Origin of the sequence: Rhizobium sp. WYCCWR 11152, from assembly GCF_013087615.1 — a bacterium.
GTDB classification, from domain to species: domain Bacteria; phylum Pseudomonadota; class Alphaproteobacteria; order Rhizobiales; family Rhizobiaceae; genus Rhizobium; species Rhizobium indicum.
Window position 1 is genome coordinate 266,269 of the sequence record NZ_JABFCP010000024.1, and the last position, 15,519, is coordinate 281,787.

The following is a 15,519-nucleotide window of genomic DNA, read 5'->3' on the forward strand; positions in this document are numbered from 1 at the left end:
CATTCGGGTTTACGTGAGCGGAAGCCGCACCGTCACGACGAGCCCACCGCCTTCCGCGTCACCGAGCGAGACCGAACCTCCAGTGCCTTCGACGACCTCCCGAACGATCGCAAGCCCCAGACCGCTCCCCTCGGCTTCGGTCCCCATGATCCGGTAGAAGCGTTCGAAAACCTGCTCGCGCTCCCCGCTCGGAATGCCCGGCCCGTTGTCCTCGACGGTGACGACGGCGTTGCCGTCCGCCTGCCCGACGGCAACGGTCACCCGTCCATTCGGGCGGGTATAGCGGATCGCATTGTCTATGAGGTTGACCAACATCTCGCGCAACATCGTCGCGTCGCCGTCGACAATGACCGGGCGGACGGCTTCCAGGCCGACGTCGATGTTGCGCCTCAGCGCCTCTTCGGCATGTGCTTCCAGGATCTCGCGGGCAGCCTTGCTAAGGTCGGTCGCATCGCTGCGCGGGCGCCGGCTTCCGGGCTCGGCCCGCGACAAGGTAAGCAGCTGGCTGGCGAGACGCGAGATCTGCTTCGTGCTGGTGCGAAGGGCGACAAGCGCCTCGTCGCGGCGAGCCGCGTCGGCTTCGCGGGCCGCCACGCTAGCCTGCGTCGAAATCAGCGCCAGGGGGGTTCGCAGTTGATGCGCAGCATTCGATACGAACCGTCGCTGTGCGGCCATCTGGTTCTGGACGCGCTCCATGTAGTCGTTCAGGGCGTGAACGAGCGGCTGCAGCTCGCTCTGCACCATCTCCGGCGGCAGCGGATCGAGACGGTTGCGCCCGCGCTGGAGCAGGGCGTCCCGCAGTCTCAGCGCAGGCGCCAGGCCCCGCTGAAGGCCGAGGATGGTCACCAGGCTTGCGACGAAGACGAGCACGAACTGCTTCGAAAAGTCTGAGAGCCACAATTGCCTTCGCATCGCATACTGGCTGTTATGCGTAACGGCGACGGTCACGGAGATCGTGCCGTCATCGGGAAGGCCGACGACGGGATGGTCGAGCATCATGACGCGGACATCGGCACCGTGGAACGCGCGATCCTCGCCGGTGCGCTGGACGGCCGGCAACGGCAGGTCGGGAAAGCCGCTGACCAGACTGCCCCACGCGGTGATGACCTGATAAGATACCCGGTCGCCGAAGCCCGTATCGAACATCTCCAGCGCGGCAGGCGGCACGTCCACCTGAACATTGCCGCCCTCGTCTACGCGCACGGCTTCGGCAATGACGCGCGCCGATGCCAGAAGTGTTCGATCCGTCACCAGCTTTGCTGTGGCATCAGCCGTCCAGAAGCTGTCATAAAGATTGAAGCCGATCGCCCCGCACAGGGTCAGCAACACCCAGCAGAGCAGTTGCACCCTCAGGCTCTGGCCGAGCCGCGCGATCGTCGCGCCCACCTTGGTGACGAGGCTACTGGACATGTCTGAGGAGATAACCAAGTCCGCGCAACGTGGCAATTTGAACCGAACTGCTCTCGAGCTTCTTTCGCAGCCTGTGGACATAGATTTCGATGGCGCTCGGATCCGCCTCGTCGTCGAAACCGAACACGCTTTCAGAAAGGGCGGCTTTCGAGACTGTGTTGCCAAGCTTCATGACAAGTTGCTCAAGCACGGCATATTCGCGCGGCGTCAGTTGCAGCAGCTCGCCTGCGACGAAAAACTGCCGCGTCCCGCCGGAGAAACGCAGGTTGCCGACGGTAATCTCGGATGATGCCCGGTCCTGGCCGCGACGGACCACTGCACGAATCCTCGCCTCGAGCTCGGCGATTTCGAAGGGTTTGGCGAGATAGTCGTCGGCGCCGCTGTCAAGCCCTGCAACACGGCCATCCAGGCTCGCATTCGCGGTCAGGATGATGACCGGCAGCTTGTTTCCGGACTGCCGCAATCGCTTCAACAGCGTCAATCCGTCAAGCTTGGGTAGCGCCAGGTCGAGGATCATCGCCGAATACTCCGCCACCTTGAGCATATGCTCCGCGTCCTCGCCATCATGGGCAATGTCGATAGCGTATTGCGCCTGTCGCAGGGCTTTCCCCAGCCAGGCCGCCAGATCCTTGTTGTCCTCCACCACAAGCAGTCGCATCCGACCTCCTTAGCATGGGCAGGCGGCCCGGCGGAAGCGTGACACGCTTTCCACAGCTGTTGCTTGGCCTCTATTCCCGACCGAAGCAGAAAGAGATGCTATCGCATGCGATCGCCCTAAACGTCGTCACCAAGCGCTCCCGTCGGCGCCTCCGCAATTGTCGTCGACCGCAACCGCGACGTCCCGGTCTCCGGCGCCTCGGTTCCCCAGATTTCGATCTGGGTCAGCGCCGGATAGGGCGAGGCGTCTTCGGCCTTGATCAGACCGTGCAGTTCCACCCATTCGATGATGCAGGGCTCTATGGGAAAGCCTTGGGCGGTGCCCGATTTCACCAGCGGAAAACAGCAGGTCTTACCGTTCGAGAAGGTGATGCTGGCCGCTTCCCACCAGGAATCATGGGGGAAGTCAGCCCGAAGATAGAAAACGATCTCGTCGATCCTGACCGGCCTGCCGAATTCCACCGTCAGTGCTGCTTGCGGATCGCGATTGATGCCCCAGCTCGTATAGGGCCAGAAGCCGTGATCATCGTTGGCCTTTTCGCCGTCGATTGCGTTGCGCGCCGCAAAGACCGCTTCGCCCCGGGTCTCGACATTGGCGCGCGCATGCGGAAACAGAGCCCGATTGGCGTGATCGTCCCAGGGGTTCAGGGCGAGATTGCGCCGGTGAATGATCTCGCCCGGCCGTGTGCTTCGCGCTGAAAGCCGGTGGATATCGCCCCTGAAGGCATTCGGCGAATAGGGCTTGCGCTTGTCGCCGAAGGGCACGGCGAGCGAATAGGCGCATTCCTTCATATAGACCAGGCCGGGTTGGATCGCGCCATCAAGGGAAAGGAAGACATGCCCGGGCTCGGAGACCTCCACGATCACGCGATCGCCTTCGCGATAGCTATGGCGATAGACCAGGAACGTCTCGTCCCGGCCTGTGGAACTCGCCAGCACCGCTCCATCGGCATCCACGATCTTCAGCGTCAATTCCATGCTCGCCCTCCCCAGAGCATGATGCCGAAAAGTGTGAGCGATTTTCGGACGACGTCATGCTCTAACTCTTTAATTTAGAACAGGATTCAAATTTTGGGCCGACCCGGCCTAAAATCATCCTGTTCTAGACGATCTGCAATCTCAGCAGCCTGCCGGCAAACGGCACGCGCAGCCGATAGATTTTCTCGGGCCATGCCGATCTCAGCCGGGCGTCGTCCACGCCGATCTCGTCGATTTCGATCTCGCCGGCGCCCCCGACGAAAATGCTGCCGAGGTCGGCCAGGTCGATCCTGTCCGGGCTGACGGTCGGCGCCAGGCATGTCATCAGCGACAGGACCGCCGGCTTGCCGCCGTCATAGGTGTCGACGATCTCGACATGGCGGCCGCGCAGCAGGGAAACGACGCGCCAATAGCTGTGCAACTGCGCTTCGGGGGGATAGGCGTCTGAAATATCGAGCGATATGCGCGCGCTCCCTTCGTCGAACCCGACCTCGACATCGCGCGCGCCAAAAGCTTCGCCAGCCAACTGCATGACGCCTGCAAATGTCGGCAGGTTGTGGAACGCCGACTGCATCGTCCATATCTCGTAGCGCCGCGCCGAAAAGGTTTTTGCGGTATAGGTCTCGACGCCGACATCGATCAGGAACGGACGTCCGTTCTTGTAAAGCGTCACGCTGCCGACATCGTTGTGGTTGTGGCCCTCGCCGTTGTTGCCGCCCTTGACCGCAAGCGAAAACTGCTCGTCGCGGGCGATGAACAGGCCGATGCCGGGATAGAAGATATCGCGCCGGGATGCGGGATGCGGCTCGGCGGCAGCGGGAAGCGTAGGGCCGACCAGCAGTTCCTGCACGCGATACCAGAGGTTCCATTCCCCCGGCAGGTGCGGATTATCGGAAGCGGCTCTGTCGGATGCAGCGAACTCAGCCAGCATCTCAGAGCCGACCGCCTGTCCGAACAGATATTCCCGCGCGCTGCAGGGGTCGACCACCGCGGAGGAATCCGCAAAGTTGAAATAATGGCGGCCGGCCACATGCATGTGAGCGATATATTCGGCCATATTGCGGATCTTCGGCTGTTGCCAAAATCGGCTGAACAGGCCCGGCGCCACCCTATCCAGGATGGTCAAGGCACCATGCAGGCAGAGTGCGGCGTGGCGGTAATAGAGCACGCCCTCCTCGCAGGCTCCGTCCTCGGCATAGTCCTTCAGGAAGGCGTCGAGGCTGCCGAGCGCCTTTTTGACGACGGCGTGGCGCGTGGGCTGATCGGTTTTCAGGGAGAAGACCGTCAACAGGACGTTCTGGCTTATCCATGCCGTCCAGTTGTTCATCCGCTCCTCGCCGCGGCCCATCCACCAGAAATGCCGGCCGAGATAGGGCGAAAGGATGCGGGTTTCGATCTCGCGCTCTATGCGTGCAGCAATCTCGGGGCTGATGCCGTCGAGCTTGTCGCGAAGCAATGCGACTATGGTGGCAAGCAGCGCCGCCGTTTCGGCGGCGAAGAGATCGACGACAGGCTGCGAATTGTCGGGAAGCGGCAGCCGCGCGCCGCTTCGTTCATAGGCGTTATGCGCCGGAAGCTGCCAGCCGCTCTCCTCCGCGATCAGGAAGATGCCGTCGACGATCTTCGGCAGGAAGCGCGCCCCGCCTTCAACGAGTTCGCCGAGCACCAGATTGTTGAGCATCCGGCGCCGCGTGAAATAAAGCTCCTCGAAGCGCGCGCGGTTGCCCGTCGCGGTGTATTCCCGGTAATCCGAAGCCGCAATCAACGGCCAGGCGCGCGCAAGCGTCTCTTCGGCCTCGCCAATGACCAGCTCCCGTACCGCCTGCGGCACGGAGTTCCATCTGGGGCGATCGGAGCCGACCGCCCCAGGCGTGAAATCACCCAGCACATCCGGCAGGTCCCCTGAAATCTCGCTGAACATGTCTCTCCCCGTACCGGAAAAGCATCGATGGGCGTTTGGTCTGCATGCTCACCTATCATATGTATTTTGCGCTTTCCATAACATTCGTATGACCTGTTTAGAACTTGTTTGACCAATACCGGATATGTGCTATGTGGTTGCAGAGGAAGAGGAGGCATCGGTGTCCATATCGAATTCGGTCATCGCGACGGATGGCGCTCCGGCAATCCCAAGCCGAAAAGTCGCGGTCTTGTCCAAGCGGCAGCGCAAGATACGCAGCGCGCTCGTCGCCTATTCCTTCATTGCCCCGAATTTCATCGGCTTTGCCGTCTTCACGCTCGGCCCGATCCTGTTCGCCTTCGTGCTCGCCTTCATGCATTGGGACGGCTCGAATGCGATCACCTTCGCCGGGCTGGATAATTTCTGGCGGCTCTTCGACGACAAGGCCTTCATCGCGGCGTTCTGGAACACGGTGATCTATACTGTCGCCTCCGTGCCGGCGACGCTCATCTGCGCGCTCGGCCTCGCCGTTCTCCTCAACCAGAAGATCGCGGGGCGCGACTTCTTCCGCACGGCGATGTTCTTCCCCTATGTCGCCTCGCTGGTGGCCGTGGCGGTCGTCTGGAACATGATCTTCAATCCCGAGATGGGACCGGTGAACATGATCCTCTACACGCTCGGCCTCGATCCCAAGAACATGCCGGGATGGGCGGCCGATCGCCACTGGGCGATGGTGACGGTGATCCTCTTCGGCATCTGGAAGAACATGGGCTATTACATGGTCATCTATCTGGCCGGCCTGCAGGGCATCAATTCGGAGCTCTATGAGGCCGCCGATCTCGATGGCGCCAATTCCTGGCAGAAGTTCATCCATGTCACCGTGCCGCAACTCGGACCGACGACCTTCTTCGTGACCGTCATGCTGACGATCCAGTCCTTCAAGGTGTTCGACCAGATCTACATGATCACCCAGGGCGGGCCCGGCACCTCGACGCTCGTCCTCGTCTATCACATCTACAACGAGGCCTTCATTTCCTGGGATCTCGGCTATTCGAGCATGGTCGCCCTGGTGCTGTTTTTCCTCGTGCTCGCCGTCACCGTCTTCCAGTTCCGGCGCCAGAGGGAGGACGGTGAATGAGGGTCGCAGGACGCAAGGTGACCGTCAGATCGGTCGCGATCTACGCCATCGTCATCGCCGTCACGCTGATCATGCTGATGCCCTTCGCCTGGATGCTTTCGGCATCCCTGAAGCTCAGCCGCGACGTCTTCGCCTTCCCGATCGAGTGGATACCGTCCGAGCCGCAATGGCACAACTACGTCGATATCTGGACGAAGATCCCGCTTGCGCTCTTCATCTACAACACGTCGAAGCTGACGATCATCGTTACGCTGCTGCAGCTTCTGACCTCCAGCTTTGCCGCCTACGCCTTCGCCAAGCTGAATTTCCCCTACAAGAACACCCTGTTCCTCGGCTACATCGCCACCATCGCCATGCCCTGGCAGGTCTATATGGTGCCGCAATTCCTGCTGATGCGCGAATTCGGCCTCAACAACACCCATCTGGCGCTGATCTGCCTGCAGGCCTTCACCGCTTTCGGTGTCTTCCTGATGCGGCAGTTCTACATGTCGATCCCGACCGAGCTCTGCGAGGCGGCCCGCATCGACGGCATGAACGAGTACCAGATCTGGGCGCGCATCATGCTGCCGCTGTCGAAGCCCGCGCTCTCGACACTGACGATCTTCACCTTCGTCACCACCTGGAACGATTTTCTCGGGCCGATGATCTACCTCACCAAGACCGAGCTGAAGACCGTCCAGATCGGCCTGCGCATGTTCATCTCGCAATATTCGGCCGAATACGGGCTCATCATGGCAGCCTCCGTCGTCGCCCTCATTCCGGTTCTCGTCGTCTTCCTCTCTCTCCAGCGCTTCTTCGTCGAAGGCATCGCCTCGACGGGACTGAAGGGTTAAATCCATGAACGCCGTCTCGTCCGTCGCCCCACAGCCGATCACCGACCCGGAGGTCAAAGCCGCGCTCGATCTTGCCGTCAGGCAGATCAGGCGCAACCTCCCCCAGTTCACCCATGCCTCGCAGAACCATTCGAGCGTCGGAAATTTCTATCCCGCGGTGGCGAACGATCAATGGACCGCGGGTTTCTGGCCCGGAGAGCTGTGGCTCGCTTTCGAGCACAGCGGCGAGGCGGTTTTCCGGGATGCCGCGCAGATCCAGGTCCAGTCGTTCCTGCATCGGATCGTGAACCGCATCGAGACCGACCATCACGACATGGGCTTTCTCTATTCGCCCTCCTGCATCGCCGCCTGGAAGCTCGTCGGAGACGAGGATGGCCGCAGGGCCGGCATCCTGGCCGCCGACCAGCTGATCGAGCGTTTTCAGCCCATCGGCCAGTTCATCCAGGCCTGGGGCCGCAAAGGCAAGGCGGAGGAATACCGCTACATCATCGACTGCCTGCTGAACCTGCCGCTTCTCTACTGGGCGAGCCGCGAAACCGGCGATCCTAAATACCGCGAGATCGCGCTCATTCACGCCCGCACCACACTCGCCAACTCGGTTCGGCCGGACGATTCCACCTATCACACCTTCTATATGGACCCGGTCACCGGAGCGCCGGTGCGCGGCGCCACCAAGCAGGGTTACAAAGACGACAGCGCCTGGGCGCGCGGACAGGCCTGGGCAATCTCGGGAATGGCGCTCTCCTATCGCTACGAGCGGATCGATGAATATCGCCAGACCTTCGACCGGCTGCTCGCCTTCTATCTCAACCGGCTGCCTGCCGACATGGTGCCTTATTGGGATCTCGTCTTTTCGGACGGCGACGGCGAGCCGCGCGACAGCTCGTCGGCGTCGATCACCGCCTGCGGCCTTCTGGAAATGGCCGATCTCGCCGAGCCGGAACCGGCAGCACGCTATCGCATGCTGGCGCGGCGCATGATGAAGAGCCTTGCGGATCATTATGCGGTCAAGGACCCCACGATCTCCAACGGCCTGGTGCTGCACGCCACCTATTCGAAGAAATCGCCGTTCAACACCTGCCGCGGCGAGGGTGTCGATGAATGCGTCTCCTGGGGAGATTATTATTACATGGAAGCTTTGACGCGCCTTTCGCGCAACTGGTCTTCCTATTGGTGAATTCAGGAGAACCCGATGGCCAGCATTTCGCTTAAAGAGCTGAACAAGAGCTACGGTGCGCTCACCGTCGTCCACGACATCGACCTCGAGATCGCCGACAAGGAATTCATCATTCTGGTCGGCCCCTCCGGCTGCGGCAAATCGACGACGCTGCGGATGATCGCCGGTCTCGAGGAGATATCGGGAGGAGAGCTCAAGATCGGCGGCGACGTCATGAACGACGTTCCTTCCAAGGATCGGGATATCGCCATGGTCTTCCAGAATTATGCGCTCTATCCGCATATGACCGTCTACAAGAACATGGCTTTCGGCCTGCAGCTCAGGAAGGTGTCGCGCGACTTCATCGATGCCCAGGTGCAGGACGCCGCCAGGATCCTCGACATCTCTCATCTCCTGAACCGCAAGCCGAAGGCCCTTTCGGGCGGCCAGCGCCAGCGCGTCGCGCTTGGCCGCGCCATGGTGCGCAATCCGGCCGTCTTCCTGCTCGACGAGCCGCTTTCCAATCTCGATGCCAAGCTGCGCGGAACGATGCGCTCCGAAATCACCAAGCTGCACAAGCGACTCAACGCCACCTTCATCTACGTCACCCATGACCAGGTGGAAGCCATGACCATGGCGGACCGGATCGTCGTCATGAAGGACGGGCACATCCAGCAGGTCGATACGCCGCAGAACCTCTATGACCGCCCCGTCAACATGTTCGTCGCCGGTTTCATCGGCTCGCCCCAGATGAACATGCTGCCCTCGACCATTCTGCGCCGGGGCGATGGCTACGTCGCCGTCTTCGACGGCCGGGAACTGCCGCTGCCTGCCCATTTCGACAAGAGCAGGATCGCCCCCTACGAGGGCCGCGAACTGGTGCTCGGCATCCGTCCGGAGAATTTCCACGAACTGCCGCCGGCCGACATCGCACCGGAGAACCTGGCGCCGCTCAAGGCGATCGTCGAACTTGCCGAGCCCATGGGCTCGGAAGTGCACCTGAACATGGTGGCGGGCGGGCGCAATCTGATCGCCCGGGTCTCGCCGCGCTACCGGCCCGATATTGGCGAGGAGGCGACGCTGGTCGCCGATATGACCAATGCGCAGCTGTTCGACAAGGAAACGGAACGCTCGATTCTATACTGAGGCGCCTGCGGGAGATGGCTATGCAGTGGTTGCGGGACATGTGGACGAGGGAGGGACCGGGCATTCCGAAGGATGCGCCGAAGAGGACCGGCCTTGCCTTGTTCGCCGAGATCCTCGTCCGCGAGTGGTGGGAGATGGTCAAGCTGAACATCCTCTTCATCCTGGCCGCCCTCTTCGTCGTGACCCTGCCGGCAGCGCTCGCCGCCATGGCCCGGGTCTCGGTAGCCTTGGTGGAAGATCGCAACACCTATCTTCTCAGGGACTTCACGGAAGCTTTTCTGCGCTACTTCTGGCGCGCCACCGCCTGGGGCCTGGCGTTGGGCGGCGCGCTCGCAATCGGCCTCTATGCGATCGCCACCTATGCCGCAGGCGCACGCGACAATCTGTTGCTCAGCGCACCGCTGACGGTCGCCCTCGTCGCCACCGCCTATGTCGCGGTCCTCGCCTGCCATCTCATCGTTCTCATGGTGATGCGCGATCTGCCGGCTCTTAGGCTGCTGCGCCTCGCCGCGCTCGCCTCCGTCATCCGTCCGCTCCCGGCGCTTGCCGCGCTCGCCTTTGCCGCCAGCCTTTGGCTGGCGCACATCCTCTTCTATCCGGTTTCCGTGTTCATGCCGGCAACCTTCAATTTTTCACTCGGAATGTTCGCCGTCGCATTCGGCGTCCATCGGGCGGCGGTGACGGTTCTAGACCTGCCAAACGCAACACAACCGCACCGCGAACCGCATACGAGACGCTTCATAAAATAACTGATCCAGAGATGATCCAGGGAAGGAGAACGGGAATGTATTTGGATAAATTCGGGGGGACGGTGAAACTTGCCGTGGCGGGTTTCACCTTGGCCGCGATGACGGCCGGGGCAGCGCTTGCCCAGGACGCCGTGACGCTCAAATGGGCTTTGTGGGACTGGGACAAGACCGCCTATTACAAGCCTCTGATCGAGGCCTATCAGGCCAAGCATCCCAACGTGAAGTTCGAGCCGATGGACCTCGGCTCGCAGGACTACCAGCAGATGATCTCGACGCAACTGACCGGCGGCTCCAAGGACATCGACATCGTCACCATCAAGGATGTGCCGGGCTACACCAATCTGGTGCGCGCCGGCAACATCGCCGATCTCAGCGGCTTCGTGAAGGATCAGAAAATCGACCCGGCTCCTTATGGCGGCCTGATCGAAGAGCTGACCATCGACGGCAAGATCTACTCGCTGCCGTTCCGGTCCGACTTCTGGGTCGTCTATTACAACAAGGACATATTCGACAAAGCAGGCGTCGCCTACCCCACCAATGACATGACCTGGGCGCAGTTCGACGAGACCGCCGAGAAGCTTTCGGGCGGCATGGGCACCAACAAGACCTACGGCGCGCTTCTGCATACCTGGCGCTCGACCGTTCAACTGCCCGCCATCCTCGACGGAAAACACACGCTGGTCGACGGCGACTACGGCTTCCTGAAGCCCTGGTACGAGAGGGCGCTGACCCTGCAGAAGGATGGTGCAATTCCCTCCTATGCCTTCCTGAAGACGTCGAACACACATTATTCGGCGCTCTTCTTCAATGGCACGATCGGCATGCTGCCGATGGGCACCTGGTTCGTCGGCACCCAGATCACCAAGGTGAAATCGGGTGAATCGAAGAGCAAGAACTGGGGCATCGTGAAGTTCCCGCATCCCGACGGTGTGGCGACCGGCACCACCGCTGCGCAGATCTCGGGCCTGGCGGTCAACGCCAATTCCGTTCACAAGGATGCCGCGCTCGATTTTATCAAGTTCGTCACCGGTCCTGAGGGCGCAGCAGTCATCGCGTCGACGGGCACCTTCCCCGCGCTCAAGACGAATGACGTTAGCGCCCAGATCGCGGCAACACCCGGCTTTCCTGAGGATGCGGCCAGCAAGGAGGCGCTGAAGCCGTCGAAAACCTACCTGGAGATGGCGGTCAACCCGAACGCGGCCAAGATAGAGGTCGTGCTCAACCGTGCGCATGACGCGATCATGACCGACAGCACCTCCGTCGATGACGGGCTGAAGGAAATGACCGAAGGCGTGAAGGCGATCAAGTAGGCGTCCAGAAATGTCGACGGCCGCGGGCAATATCTGCCCGCGGCCGATCCTGTTTTTCATGAATTTCGAGCCTGACAATGATTTATGATCCCGCCCGGGCCAATCCGCTTTTCGGCAATCCCTTGAAGACACGCGACGACCTCGCCAAGGCCGTCATCGATCTCTTCGAGCCGCTGCTGCCGTATTTTTCCGAGGGCGGCGCCCGTGTGCGCCTCGGTGCGGCCGGCGCGATCTTCGATCGGGCGGCGGCGGATCTGGAGGGATTTGCGCGGCCGCTCTGGGGGATCGTTCCGCTCGTTGCCGGCGGCGGCGCGTTTCCGCACTGGGATCTCTATCGCCGCGGGCTGGCAAACGGCACCAATCCGGCTCATCCCGAATATTGGGGCGATCTTGCCGACCGCAATCAGCGGCTGGTCGAGCTCGCCGCCGTCGGCTTCGCCCTGGCGCTCGTGCCCGAGCACATCTGGGAACCGCTTGACGACAGCGAGAAGAAGACGGTCGCTGCCTATCTTCTCAGAGCGCGCGAGCTGGAATTCATCGACAACAACTGGAAATTCTTCCGCGTGCTCATCGATCTCGGGCTGGAACGCGTGAGCGTGGCGTTCGATCACCGGAAAACCCTCGCCTATCTCGACGAAGTGGAGGCTTTCGACCTCGGAGAAGGCTGGTATCGCGACGGGCCGGTCCGGCGGGTCGATCATTACATTCCCTTCGCCATGCATTTCTACGGCCTGATCTATGCGGTGCTCGCCAAAGGCGACGAGGCGCGCAAGGTTCGTTTCCGCGATCGTGCCGAGATCTTCGCCAGGGATATCCGCCACTGGTTCGGCCCCGATGGCGCAGCCCTTGCCTTCGGCCGCAGCCAGACCTACCGCTTTGCAGCGGGCGGCTTTTGGGGCGCGCTTGCCTTTGCCGGCGTCGAAGCGCTGCCCTGGGCGGAGATCAAGGGCTATTACATGCGCCATATCCGCTGGTGGTCGGCGATGCCGATTGCCGATCGCGACGGCGTTCTTTCGGTCGGCTACGGCTATCCGAACCTCTTCATGAGCGAGAGCTACAACTCGCCCGGTTCGCCCTATTGGGCGCTGAAATTCTTCCTGCCGCTCGCCCTTGCAGGGGATCATCCGTTCTGGGCTGCCGAGGAGGCGCCGCAGCCGGAATTTCCGGAGCCGGTTGCGCTGAAGCCGGCGGGAATGGTCGCCATGCACACGCCGGGCAACGTGGTCGTGCTCTCCTCAGGGCAGCAGCACGACAAGATGCTCGGCGCAAACGAGAAATATTCGAAATTCGTCTATTCCACCCGCTACGCCTTCAACATCGAAGCCGACGATCGGAATTTCTCCGCCGCAAGCTTCGACGGCATGCTCGGCCTCTCCGATGACGGCGTCCATTTCCGCATGCGGGAAACTCTCGAAGAGGCGTTGATCGCTGGCGACCTGCTCTATTCGCGCTGGCGCCCCTGGAGCGATGTCACGGTCGAAACCTGGCTGCTTCCCGAAAGCCCATGGCACATCCGCATTCACCGCATCGCCACACCACGCGCCCTGATGACCATCGAGGGCGGCTTTGCGATCGAACGCGCGGATTTCAATGCCGACCGCTCCGATATAAGGGATGGCCGAGCTGTCTGCTACGGGCAGACCGACGTCAGCGCGATCGTGGATCTATCGCCCAATCGAAGGTCCGGCCATGCGATGAGCCCGATCCCGAACACCAACCTCATCCACGCCAAGACCCTGCTGCCGCAGCTGCGCGGCGACATCGGCGCAGGCACCATCGTGCTGGTGACCGCCGCGATGGCCCTGCCCAGTCGCGAGAATTGGGCAAAAGCGCTCGATAACCCGCCCGACTGCCCCCGCCTCGAAGAGGTGGAGCGGCTCTTTCGCCAGAACGGCGAGCGGGTGTCGGCATTCGCCCTCCAGACATAGCCTGGGATTGGGGGAACAGGAGTGACTATCGTGCGGTCAACTCGGCACGGTATGCTTCTGCAATGCGCTGCGCCAACTCTGCCATTTGATCGTCAGGTATCTGCAGGACCCCATACTCCGCCATCAGCGCATGGTATTGCTGCTCTTCGAGAGGCACGCCTGAAGGCAAGGGAACGACATGAAAATGCAGGTGGCTATTGGCTTGCTGGCTGCCGAGCGAAAGCACATAAATTCGCTCGGCGTCGAACACGCTCTTGAGGGCACGCGACAAGACGTGCACCTTCTCCTGTAGTTGAAGATATTCATCCGTCGACATATCCCGCGCCAGATCCTCACGATGCGCCTTCGGACAGACAAGGCAATAGCCGGGTAGAGTGGGATATTTGCTCAGGAAAATGATCGTCTCACCGTCTTCAAAAACGCGATGATGAAAGAAGTCAGGGTCATTAGAGACCAAGCCGCAAATAAAGCATGACCTTGTTCCGATGTCATGCGTATAGGCCTTGAGATCAAATGGTTGGCGTTCGCTCATCCTGAACCTCCGTCGTCTCACGCGCCGAGGCGTATCCGATCGTCAAATTGGTGCGGCAGCCGATATTGGGAAGTCAAATCGATCCTGCCATCAAATCTGTCCACTGGCACATATGCGAGGTTATGATCATCCTGACACTCCCATTGCAATCGACTTTGCATGACTTAAGTGATATTGAGATGTTCATCACCAATCTCACGTGGCCGAAATGACCGAAGCTCTCTTTTCCGAATTTCTCATGATTGACCGGTCGTCCGCCAACGAGGGACGAACCGTGCCATTGGCTGGCCGCCGGCGCAAAGGCGTTGCTCCAGAACGGACCTCGGATGAAAACGCTCTGCGTGACGCCTTCGCGGATGCCTTCCTGCAGACCCTGACGAAGTTCGCCGTCGATCGATCTGCTTTTCCTGAGAACGCGGACCCCGAACTCGCGAAGCTCGCCAGGGCGATGGCAAATGTTGCGGTCGGGGATTCCGTGATCATCCGCTTGAAACCCGATCTCCCGGAAGGACATCGCAGATCCGTCAAGACCTTCTTCCAGACGATGGTCCGCGTCAGCGGTTCGCTGGAGGAAAGCCGGCTGGAAGACGCGATCAACAAGCTCGCGGACGTTATCCTGCCTGATGAGCTTGGCGAGGCGCGCGGCGTGCTCGCAGCGGACAATCTGGAGCTCAGGGATCGCTTCATCGCTGAGGTGCCGCAGCTCACCAGCGCGGAGGTCGGAAACCGCGCCGGCTCAAGCGCGCGAAACCTGTACGCGACCGCAGCGCGCTGGAAGAAAGCCGGCGACATTTTCTCGGTATATCATCGCGGCACCGAATATTTTCCGGCGTTTCAGCTCCGGGACGGACGGCCGCATCCTGCAATCAAGAAGGCGCTTGCGGCTCTTCCGGAGAACCTGTCTCCATGGCAGCGCGCATTCTGGTTCGTTTCAACGAACGGCTGGCTGGACGACAAGGCGCCCATGGATGTGCTTGACGATATGGACGCGGTGACGGCTGCCGCGACCCGCGAGCGGCAAGAGGTCGGTGGGTGAGCCACCCTCCTCTGCCAAGCCCGCCGTCGCCTTTTCCAACGATCAACATCCGGACGATCAAGGCAGGTACGGCGCTTCATCGAAGCCATCTGTCATCTTTCCGGGTAGGACAATTCAATCCCTGCCAGGGACAGCCGACGAGCTTTGCTCCGTTCAACGACGCGCAGGGCAATTGTGTCGCCACGCTCTATGCCGCAACGAGCAGAGAGGCGGCCGCCTTCGAGTCGATCTTTCACGACATCGAACCCACCGCCGCGTTCAAGACCGTCCGGCTTGCCGTCGTCGAAGCGCGGACGGTGAGCGTCATCGCGCCAAAGCGTGATCTGCGGCTGGCAAGCCTTTTCGCACCCGATTTGAAGGCCTGGAAACTCAGTCAAACGGATCTCATCGAAACGCCGAAGTCGACCTATGGCGAGACCGTCCTATGGGCCGAAGCCATTCATCGGGCGCGCGCCGACGTCGACGGGTTGGTCTGGACGTCCCGCCAGTGCGACCCCGAGCAATGTATCATCCTGTTCGAGGATCGCTTGGCAGAGGACCGGCTCGACGTCGTTCAATCCAGTGACGCCGGTGCGGACGCCGATCTCCTTCTCGAACTGCGGGACTATGGGCGCCGTGCGGGCATCACGATCATATCTTAGCCCCAATGACGCTCGCTGACTCCAGAGCCGCCACCAAAGCTATTCTCAAAAAACCAATGCGCGCTCAACGCCGCCGTCGCATAATATTTTCGAATTACTCAATAA

Annotated in this window: 14 protein-coding genes; 9 read left to right on the top strand and 5 right to left on the bottom strand. The window is 61.2% G+C overall.

The features are described from left to right. Positions 1-9 precede the first annotated feature (9 nt). The 4 genes from G9X67_RS31590 to G9X67_RS31605 form a co-directional block, all read right to left on the bottom strand. Complete coding sequence (locus G9X67_RS31590; protein ID WP_171600496.1) at positions 10-1,410, bottom strand: sensor histidine kinase; 1,401 nt, start codon at positions 1,408-1,410, stop codon at positions 10-12. Next, positions 1,400-2,068, bottom strand: a complete 669-nt coding sequence (locus G9X67_RS31595; RefSeq protein ID WP_138332614.1) for a response regulator — start codon at positions 2,066-2,068, stop codon at positions 1,400-1,402. The genes G9X67_RS31590 and G9X67_RS31595 overlap by 11 nt, the downstream gene beginning before the upstream one ends. A 116-nt stretch (positions 2,069-2,184) precedes the next feature. Then, entirely contained in the window at positions 2,185-3,045 is an 861-nt protein-coding gene (locus tag G9X67_RS31600) for a carbohydrate-binding protein (protein WP_171600497.1), read from the bottom strand. A gap of 124 nt (positions 3,046-3,169) precedes the next feature. Beyond that, a complete protein-coding gene (locus G9X67_RS31605; protein ID WP_171600498.1) occupies positions 3,170-4,966 on the bottom strand; it encodes a heparinase II/III family protein in 1,797 nt (598 codons plus the stop codon). A 124-nt stretch (positions 4,967-5,090) separates the two neighbouring features. Between G9X67_RS31605 and G9X67_RS31610 the strand changes: the two genes are divergently transcribed. The 7 genes from G9X67_RS31610 (at position 5,091) to G9X67_RS31640 (ending at position 13,205) form a co-directional block, all read left to right on the top strand. Continuing rightward, positions 5,091-6,083, top strand: a complete 993-nt coding sequence (locus G9X67_RS31610; RefSeq protein WP_171600499.1) for a sugar ABC transporter permease — start codon at positions 5,091-5,093, stop codon at positions 6,081-6,083. After that, positions 6,080-6,916: a carbohydrate ABC transporter permease gene (locus tag G9X67_RS31615; protein WP_138332606.1), complete on the top strand. Its 837-nt coding sequence runs from the start codon at positions 6,080-6,082 to the stop codon at positions 6,914-6,916. Before G9X67_RS31610 ends, G9X67_RS31615 begins: the two co-directional genes overlap by 4 nt. A gap of 4 nt (positions 6,917-6,920) precedes the next feature. Next, positions 6,921-8,093 carry a glycoside hydrolase family 88 protein gene (locus G9X67_RS31620; RefSeq protein ID WP_138388730.1) on the top strand — a complete coding sequence of 391 codons (1,173 nt, stop codon included), beginning with the start codon at positions 6,921-6,923 and terminating at the stop codon, positions 8,091-8,093. A gap of 15 nt (positions 8,094-8,108) precedes the next feature. Then, entirely contained in the window at positions 8,109-9,218 is a 1,110-nt protein-coding gene (gene ugpC, locus G9X67_RS31625; protein ID WP_171600500.1) for a sn-glycerol-3-phosphate ABC transporter ATP-binding protein UgpC, read from the top strand. 20 nt (positions 9,219-9,238) lie between these two features. Further along, positions 9,239-9,967, top strand: coding sequence for a YesL family protein (locus G9X67_RS31630; protein WP_138388728.1), 729 nt, complete (start codon positions 9,239-9,241; stop codon positions 9,965-9,967). Between the two features lie 35 nt (positions 9,968-10,002). Beyond that, entirely contained in the window at positions 10,003-11,277 is a 1,275-nt protein-coding gene (locus G9X67_RS31635) for a sugar ABC transporter substrate-binding protein (RefSeq protein ID WP_171600501.1), read from the top strand. 77 nt (positions 11,278-11,354) lie between these two features. Then, positions 11,355-13,205 carry a DUF2264 domain-containing protein gene (locus G9X67_RS31640; RefSeq protein WP_171600502.1) on the top strand — a complete coding sequence of 617 codons (1,851 nt, stop codon included), beginning with the start codon at positions 11,355-11,357 and terminating at the stop codon, positions 13,203-13,205. A 25-nt stretch (positions 13,206-13,230) separates the two neighbouring features. Here G9X67_RS31640 and G9X67_RS31645 read toward each other — a convergent pair whose 3' ends face one another. Beyond that, on the bottom strand, positions 13,231-13,737 hold the full coding sequence (locus tag G9X67_RS31645; protein ID WP_171600503.1) for an HIT family protein: 507 nt from the start codon (positions 13,735-13,737) through the stop codon (positions 13,231-13,233). A 208-nt stretch (positions 13,738-13,945) separates the two neighbouring features. On the opposite strand from G9X67_RS31645, the gene G9X67_RS31650 reads away from it, so the two are divergent. Further along, positions 13,946-14,773, top strand: coding sequence for a hypothetical protein (locus tag G9X67_RS31650; protein ID WP_171600504.1), 828 nt, complete (start codon positions 13,946-13,948; stop codon positions 14,771-14,773). Then, entirely contained in the window at positions 14,770-15,414 is a 645-nt protein-coding gene (locus G9X67_RS31655; RefSeq protein ID WP_171600505.1) for an RES domain-containing protein, read from the top strand. Before G9X67_RS31650 ends, G9X67_RS31655 begins: the two co-directional genes overlap by 4 nt. The last annotated feature ends 105 nt before the right edge of the window (positions 15,415-15,519 follow it).

Bases quoted from the DNA above. Each gene is read 5' to 3' on its own strand.
- G9X67_RS31590 (WP_171600496.1), bottom strand. From the start codon at position 1,410: ATGTCCAGTAGCCTCGTCACCAAGGTGGGCGCGACGATCGCGCGGCTC.
- G9X67_RS31595 (WP_138332614.1), bottom strand. From the start codon at position 2,068: ATGCGACTGCTTGTGGTGGAGGACAACAAGGATCTGGCGGCCTGGCTG.
- G9X67_RS31600 (WP_171600497.1), bottom strand. From the start codon at position 3,045: ATGGAATTGACGCTGAAGATCGTGGATGCCGATGGAGCGGTGCTGGCG.
- G9X67_RS31605 (WP_171600498.1), bottom strand. From the start codon at position 4,966: ATGTTCAGCGAGATTTCAGGGGACCTGCCGGATGTGCTGGGTGATTTC.
- G9X67_RS31610 (WP_171600499.1), top strand. From the start codon at position 5,091: ATGTGCTATGTGGTTGCAGAGGAAGAGGAGGCATCGGTGTCCATATCG.
- G9X67_RS31615 (WP_138332606.1), top strand. From the start codon at position 6,080: ATGAGGGTCGCAGGACGCAAGGTGACCGTCAGATCGGTCGCGATCTAC.
- G9X67_RS31620 (WP_138388730.1), top strand. From the start codon at position 6,921: ATGAACGCCGTCTCGTCCGTCGCCCCACAGCCGATCACCGACCCGGAG.
- ugpC (WP_171600500.1), top strand. From the start codon at position 8,109: ATGGCCAGCATTTCGCTTAAAGAGCTGAACAAGAGCTACGGTGCGCTC.
- G9X67_RS31630 (WP_138388728.1), top strand. From the start codon at position 9,239: ATGCAGTGGTTGCGGGACATGTGGACGAGGGAGGGACCGGGCATTCCG.
- G9X67_RS31635 (WP_171600501.1), top strand. From the start codon at position 10,003: ATGTATTTGGATAAATTCGGGGGGACGGTGAAACTTGCCGTGGCGGGT.
- G9X67_RS31640 (WP_171600502.1), top strand. From the start codon at position 11,355: ATGATTTATGATCCCGCCCGGGCCAATCCGCTTTTCGGCAATCCCTTG.
- G9X67_RS31645 (WP_171600503.1), bottom strand. From the start codon at position 13,737: ATGAGCGAACGCCAACCATTTGATCTCAAGGCCTATACGCATGACATC.
- G9X67_RS31650 (WP_171600504.1), top strand. From the start codon at position 13,946: ATGACCGAAGCTCTCTTTTCCGAATTTCTCATGATTGACCGGTCGTCC.